The organism is Streptomyces sp. NPDC040405 (assembly GCF_055595765.1).
In genome coordinates this window covers 290,382-296,686 of the sequence record NZ_JBVIVI010000005.1, presented here as the reverse complement: position 1 = coordinate 296,686, position 6,305 = coordinate 290,382, and the positions used below count along the sequence as shown (strand labels likewise).

The 6,305-nt window shown below is 71.7% G+C and carries 4 protein-coding genes; 2 read left to right on the top strand and 2 right to left on the bottom strand.

Annotated features, from left to right (window positions below):
• Nucleotides 1-105 precede the first annotated feature (105 nt).
• Nucleotides 106-2,931 (bottom strand): FAD-binding and (Fe-S)-binding domain-containing protein, encoded by a 2,826-nt coding sequence (locus ACZ59A_RS22600; RefSeq protein WP_470961044.1) that lies wholly within the window; start codon nucleotides 2,929-2,931, stop codon nucleotides 106-108.
• A gap of 201 nt (nucleotides 2,932-3,132) precedes the next feature.
• Between ACZ59A_RS22600 and serC the strand changes: the two genes are divergently transcribed.
• Entirely contained in the window at nucleotides 3,133-4,251 is a 1,119-nt protein-coding gene (serC, locus tag ACZ59A_RS22595; RefSeq protein WP_470961042.1) for a phosphoserine transaminase, read from the top strand.
• A 113-nt stretch (nucleotides 4,252-4,364) separates the two neighbouring features.
• Here serC and ACZ59A_RS22590 read toward each other — a convergent pair whose 3' ends face one another.
• Nucleotides 4,365-5,393 (bottom strand): hypothetical protein, encoded by a 1,029-nt coding sequence (locus tag ACZ59A_RS22590; RefSeq protein WP_470961040.1) that lies wholly within the window; start codon nucleotides 5,391-5,393, stop codon nucleotides 4,365-4,367.
• Nucleotides 5,394-5,712: 319 nt separating this feature from the next.
• Here ACZ59A_RS22590 and ACZ59A_RS22585 point away from each other — a divergent pair, with 319 nt between their 5' ends.
• Nucleotides 5,713-6,216 (top strand): hypothetical protein, encoded by a 504-nt coding sequence (locus tag ACZ59A_RS22585; RefSeq protein WP_470961038.1) that lies wholly within the window; start codon nucleotides 5,713-5,715, stop codon nucleotides 6,214-6,216.
• Nucleotides 6,217-6,305 lie beyond the last annotated feature (89 nt).

The following is a 6,305-nucleotide window of genomic DNA, read 5'->3' as shown; positions in this document are numbered from 1 at the left end:
CTTTGTCGCCCCCCCCCCCCCCCCCCCCCCCCCCCCCCCCCCCCTCTCCCCCCCCCCCCCCCCCCCCCCCCCCCCCCCCCCGCGGGCGTTCGGCGGCCGGGTCGGTCAGGACAGCCGCTCCGCCAGGAGTTCGGCCAGGTGGCGGGCGGGGCGGGGGGAGAGGTGGTCGAGTTGGGTGCGGCAGGAGAAGCCGTCGGCCAGGACTTCGGCGTTCGGCTCGGCGTTGCGTACGGACGGCAGCAGCTGGTCTTCCGCGCAGGCGACCGAGACGTCGTAATGGCCCGCCTCGAAGCCGAAGTTGCCCGCCAGACCGCAGCAGCCGCCGCTCAGTTCGCCGGTCAGGCCCGCGCGTTCGCGGAGGCGGCGGTCGGCGGCGTCGCCGAGGACGGCGTGCTGGTGGCAGTGGGTCTGGCCGACGACCGGGCGGTCGATCTTCGGGGGCTGCCAGTCGGGGGCGTGGGTCTCCAGGGCCTGGGCGAAGGTCTGCACGGACGAGGCGAGGCGGGCGGCGCGGGGGTCGGCGTCGCCGAGGAGTTCGGGGAGGTCGGTGCGGAGGGCGGCGGTGCAGCTGGGTTCGAGGCCGACGACGGGCAGACCGGCGTCGAGGGCCGGGGCCATGACGTCCAGGGTGCGTTGCATGACGGCGCGGGCGCGGTCGAGTTGGCCGGTCGAGACCCAGGTCAGGCCGCAGCAGACGGGTTTGGGGGGTACGACGACCCGTAGCCCGGCGGCCTCCAGCACGCGTACGGCGGACTGGCCCACCCCGGGGGACAGGTAGTTGGTGAAGGTGTCCGGCCAGAGGACGACCGTACGGGCCGCCTCCGGGGGGCGGGGCACCGTACGGGCGTGGCCGCGCCACCACCTCGTGAAGGGCTCGCGGGCCAGCTGCGGGATGTCGCGCTCCGGGGCGATGCCGCCCATGCGCTTGGCCAGGGAGGAGAGGATGCCGACACCGGACGCGGCGTTGGCCACGGGGGCCGCCCGGAGGGTGGCGGCGGCGCGGAGCCAGACCGGGAGCCAGCCCATCGAGTAGTGGCCCGCCGGGCGGATCCGGCCCTCGTAGTGGTGGTGCAGGAACTCCGCCTTGTACGTGGCCATGTCCACCCCGACCGGGCAGTCGCTGCGGCAGCCCTTGCAGGACAGGCACAGGTCGAGCGCGTCGCGTACCTCCTCCGAGCGCCAGCCGTCGCGCACGACCTCGCCCGCGAGCATCTCGTGGAGGAGCCGGGCGCGGCCGCGGGTGGAGTGCTGTTCCTCGCCGGTCGCGCGGTACGAGGGGCACATCACGCTCGCGCCGGACACCGACTCGTTGCGGCACTTGGCGACGCCGACGCAGCGCCGCACCGCGGCCGAGAAGTCGCCGCCGTCGTGCGGGTAGCCGAACTCGACGTCGACCGGGCGGCGCGGCAGGACGTCGAAGCGCAGGTCCTGGTCGAGGCGGCGGGGGCGGGCGAGGACGCCGGGGTTGAGGCCGCCCGCCGGGTCCCACAGGTCCTTGAAGCGGTGGAAGAGGCCGACCATCTCGTCCCCGTACATGCGGGGCAGCAGCTCGGCGCGGGCCAGGCCGTCGCCGTGTTCGCCGGAGAGCGAGCCGCCGTGGGTGACGACGAGGTCGGCGAGGTCGGTGGAGAAGTCGCGGAAGACCCGCACCCCGCCCTCGCTCAGCAGGTCGAAGTCGATGCGGACGTGGATGCAGCCGTCGCCGAAGTGCCCGTACGGGGTGCCGCGCAGCCCGTGCTGGGTCAGCAGGGAGCGGAAGTCGCGGAGGTAGGCGCCGAGCCGGGCGGGCGGCACCGCGCAGTCCTCCCAGCCGGGCCATGCCTCGCTGCCGTCCGGCATGCGGGTGGCGGTGCCGGAGGCGTCCTCGCGGACGCGCCACAGCGCGCGCTGACCGGCCGGGTCGGCGACCACGGTGTGGTCGGTGGTGGCGTGCGCGGCGGCGCGCGCTATCTCCTCCGCGCGGGCGTACGCCTCCTCGCGCCCCGCGCCGCCGACCTCCACGAACAGCCAGGCGCCGCCCTTGGGCAGCCCTGAGGCGCCCACGACCAGGTCGGCGGCCATGCCCTCGACGGTGAGCGGCCCGTACGGCAGCAGGGTGTGCGCGGCCTCGGCGGCCGCGGACTCGTCGGGGTAGCCGAGCACCGCGAGGGCCCGGGCGGCGGGCGCCTCGACCAGCCGTACGGTCGCCTCGGTGAGCACGCCGAGCGTGCCCTCGCTGCCGGTGAGGGCGCGGGCCACGTCGGCGTTCTTCTCGGGCAGCAGCTCGTCCAGCGCGTAGCCGGAGATGCGGCGGGGCAGTTCGGGGAAGCCGGTGCGCAGCAGCGCCAGATGGTCACCGGCGAGGGAGCGCATGCCGTCGCGGAGCCGGGCGGGCAGCGTGTCGAGCCCCTGGGCGGCGCGGACCCGCTCCCCGCCGTACGTCACGACGTCCAGCTCGCGGACGTTGTCGGCGGTGGTGCCCCAGGCGACCGAGTGCGAACCGCACGAGTTGTTGCCGATCATGCCGCCGAGGGTGCAGCGGCTGTGGGTGGACGGGTCGGGGCCGAAGGTCAGGCCGTGCGCGCCTGCGGCGGTCCGCAGCTCGTCCAGGATGACGCCGGGCTGGACGACGGCGGTGCGCTGCTCCGGGTCGAGCGACAGGATGGACCGCATGTGGCGGGTGAAGTCGAGGACGACCCCGAGCCCGGTGGCCTGCCCGGCGATGGAGGTGCCGCCGCCGCGGGCCACCACCGGCACTCCGCGCTCCCGGCAGACGGCCAGCGCGCCCGCCACGTCGTCCGCGTCGCGCGGGGCGACGACACCGGTCGGCACGCGCCGGTAGTTCGACGCGTCCATGGTCATCAGGGCCCGGCTCGCCGCGTCGAAGGAGACGTCCCCACGGACGGCTCGGCGCAACGCGTGCTCCAGTTCGTCTTCCTCGTGCTCAGCCATGCGTCCCATAGTCCACGCGGAGGGTCCCGATGGATACGTTCAGAATGTGCTTCAACGACGTGATCATGGATCACTGTGCATGGGGCGCTCAGATGCGGCGCTGTCAACACGGAGGCGTGATCCGTCCCCTTCCGTGGACAGATCGTCTCAGCGAATGGACTCCCCGCTGAATGCCGGGTTGGGACGGATTAGGCTGCGGGCGTGGCTGAGATCCGGATTCCCGAAGACATCAAGCCCGCCGACGGTCGCTTCGGCGCAGGCCCCTCCAAGGTGCGTACCGAGGCGCTCAGCGCCCTCGCTGCGACCGGCAGCTCCCTGCTGGGCACCTCACACCGGCAGGCCCCGGTCAAGAACCTGGTCGGCCAGGTGCGCGACGGCGTGCGCGAACTGTTCCAGCTCCCCGAGGGCTACGAGGTCGTCCTCGGCAACGGCGGCTCCACCGCCTTCTGGGACGTGGCGACGCACGGCCTGATCGACAACAAGTCCCAGCATCTGTCCTTCGGCGAGTTCTCGTCGAAGTTCGCGAAGGCGGCCAAGCTCGCGCCGTGGCTGGACGAGCCGACCGTGATCTCCTCCGACCCCGGCACCCACCCGGAGCCGCGGGCCGAGGCGGGCGCGGACGTCTACGCCTTCACCCACAACGAGACCTCGACCGGTGTCGCGATGCCCATCCAGCGGGTGGCCGGGGCCGACGAGGGGTCGCTGGTGCTGGTGGACGCCACGTCCGGCGCGGGCGGTCTGCCCGTGGACATCGCCGAGACGGACGTCTACTACTTCGCGCCGCAGAAGTCCTTCGCCTCGGACGGCGGCCTGTGGATCGGGGTCTTCTCCCCCGCCGCGCTGGAGCGCGCCGCCCGCATCCACGGGTCCGGCCGCCATGTGCCGGAGTTCTTCTCGCTGCCGACCGCGATCGACAACTCGCTGAAGAACCAGACGTACAACACCCCGGCGCTCGCGACCCTCTTCCTGCTCAACGACCAGCTGGAGTGGATCAACGGGCAGGGCGGCCTGGACTGGGCCGTGCGGCGCACCGCCGCCTCCTCGCGCACGCTGTACGGCTGGGCCGAGGAGTCCAAGCACGCGACCCCGTTCGTCACCGACCCGGCCAAGCGGTCGCAGGTCATCGGCACGATCGACTTCAGCGAGGACATCGACGCCGCCGCGATCGCCAAGGTGCTGCGCGCCAACGGGATCGTGGACACCGACCCGTACCGCAAGCTGGGCCGCAACCAGCTGCGGGTGGCGATGTTCCCGGCCGTCGACCCGGCCGACGTCGAGGCGCTGACCGCCTGCGTGGACTACGTCATCGAGCACCTGTGAGCCGTACGTAGCGAAGCGGAAGGGGCCCGGGCACTGCACCCGGGCCCCTTTTCGTATGCCTGTACGCCCGTACGTCCGTACGCCCGGCGGCCCCTACGAGTCCTTACGAGTCCCTACGAGTCCTTGCGGCGGACCAGCCGCCGCAGCCCCAGGAACAGCGCCATCGCGGCGCCGAAGGTGAGCGCGCCCTTGAGCAGGTTGCCGTTCTTCTCGTCCTCGGAGCTCTGCCGCTTGCCGTCGGGGCGCGAGGAGTAGTCCCCGTCCTTCTTCTGCTTCTTCGCGGTCGCGTCCGGCAGCAGCTCCCCGCCCAGGTCCACCGCGGTCACCTTGCTGCCGGGGCCCTCCGTGCCGTACATGAGCGTGCCGCCGTCGGGGGTGAAGGTCACCGACTCGCCCTGGCGCTGGAGCGGCAGCCCCGGCTCGTCCTTCAGCTCCTTCAGATCCTGCGGCTTGCCGTTCGTCCAGCGGTACTCGGAGGCCGCGAAGTAGCCGCGGAGCACCAGGCGGCTGCCGTCCGGGGAGAACGCGCCGTCGGTGACCTCCATGTCGAGGTCGGCGACCCGGCGGAAGACGTTGGTGCCCTGGGGGGAGAGCGTGGCGGGCGCCTCGTACAGCCCGGGGTCGTCGTCGCTCTTGCTGGCGATGTAGACCCGGCCGGTCTTCGGGTGGACCATCATCGCCTCGGCGTTGCGCGGCCCGCCCTGGTACTGCACGGTGAACTGGGTGGCGGTGACCGTGGTGTCCTTGAGTACCTTGGGCTCGGGGAAGCGGTAGATCCATACGTGGGGCCAGGTGCCGCCGAGGTTGTCGCCGATGTCGCCGACGTACACATTGCCGTCGGGCCCTATCGAGATGGCCTCCACGTCCCGGGGGCGGCCTATCCCGCGCAGTTCGACCCGGGCGACGGTCTTTCCGGTCCTGCTGTCGACGGCGTAGACGTACGCCCCGTCCGAGCTGTCGTTGTGCGTCCAGTAGACGCCGGGATGGGCCCGGCTCGCGGCGAGCCCGCTGGACTCGGTGATGCGGGGGTCCTCAAGGGTGAACGAGGACGGGGACGAGTCGTCGGCCACCGCGGGAACGGGGGTGGCGACAGTCAGGGCCACCAGCACGGCGGCACCGAGGACGTACGGAAGCGGACGCATGGGCCCAAGCCTGCCATCCCGGCGGGGCACGGACATCGCGTTACGGCCGCCGGGGCGTGCGCCAGCCGCTGCCCGAGCCCGCCCGCACCCCCTCATTGAATTACGGACGAATAACGTACGTAAATCATTCGTGGTGACCGGACCGCGTAAATAACCCGCGGATTACTTGAATCCATCCGAGGATTATGTGCGACGGAAATTTATCGGGCATTGACCCCATAGCGGGCGGGGGCATTGCTTTCCAGAAAGGCCACCTCTACCGTCTTTACCCATGAGCGAATACAGCCATTCCTCTTCTGCGCAAACCGCGCCTCCGCCGATGCATTCCGCCGGTAACCCGGGCGGCGGCACGGCGGCCGCACCGCCGAAGAAGTTCGCGGTGCTCGGGGCCGTCGGTGCTCTCCTCGCACTGGCCGGCTCCTGTGTGAACTGGGTGGTGTCCACCTCGGACAGCGCCGACGGGGGCGTCAAGGGCATCGACGGCGACGGCATCATCACGCTGATCATCGCCCTGGTCGGGGCGGTGCTCATGCTCGCCGCCCTGGCCACCAAGAAGGGCGTGGTCTACCTGATCGGTGCGGCCACCGGGCTCGCCACGGCGATCATCCTCGCCATCAACGTGGCCTCCCCCGAGCGGCTGCTCGCCCAGAAGCTCCAGGATGAGGAAGGTGTGTCCGCGAAGGTCGCCGAAAAGGCGGCGGAGCAGGCCGCGAAACTGTACGACCTCACTCCCGGCCCCGGAATCTACATCGCCCTGATCGGTGCGCTGATGATTCTGATCTTCGGTATCCTCGGATTCCTGAAGAGCCGCGCCAGCCGTTAAGCACCTACCATTCCGGAGATTCCGGTAGCCCGCTTTTTGACCGCGACGGGGGGCCAAAAAGCGGGCCTCCGGGTTTTCCGGAATACGGC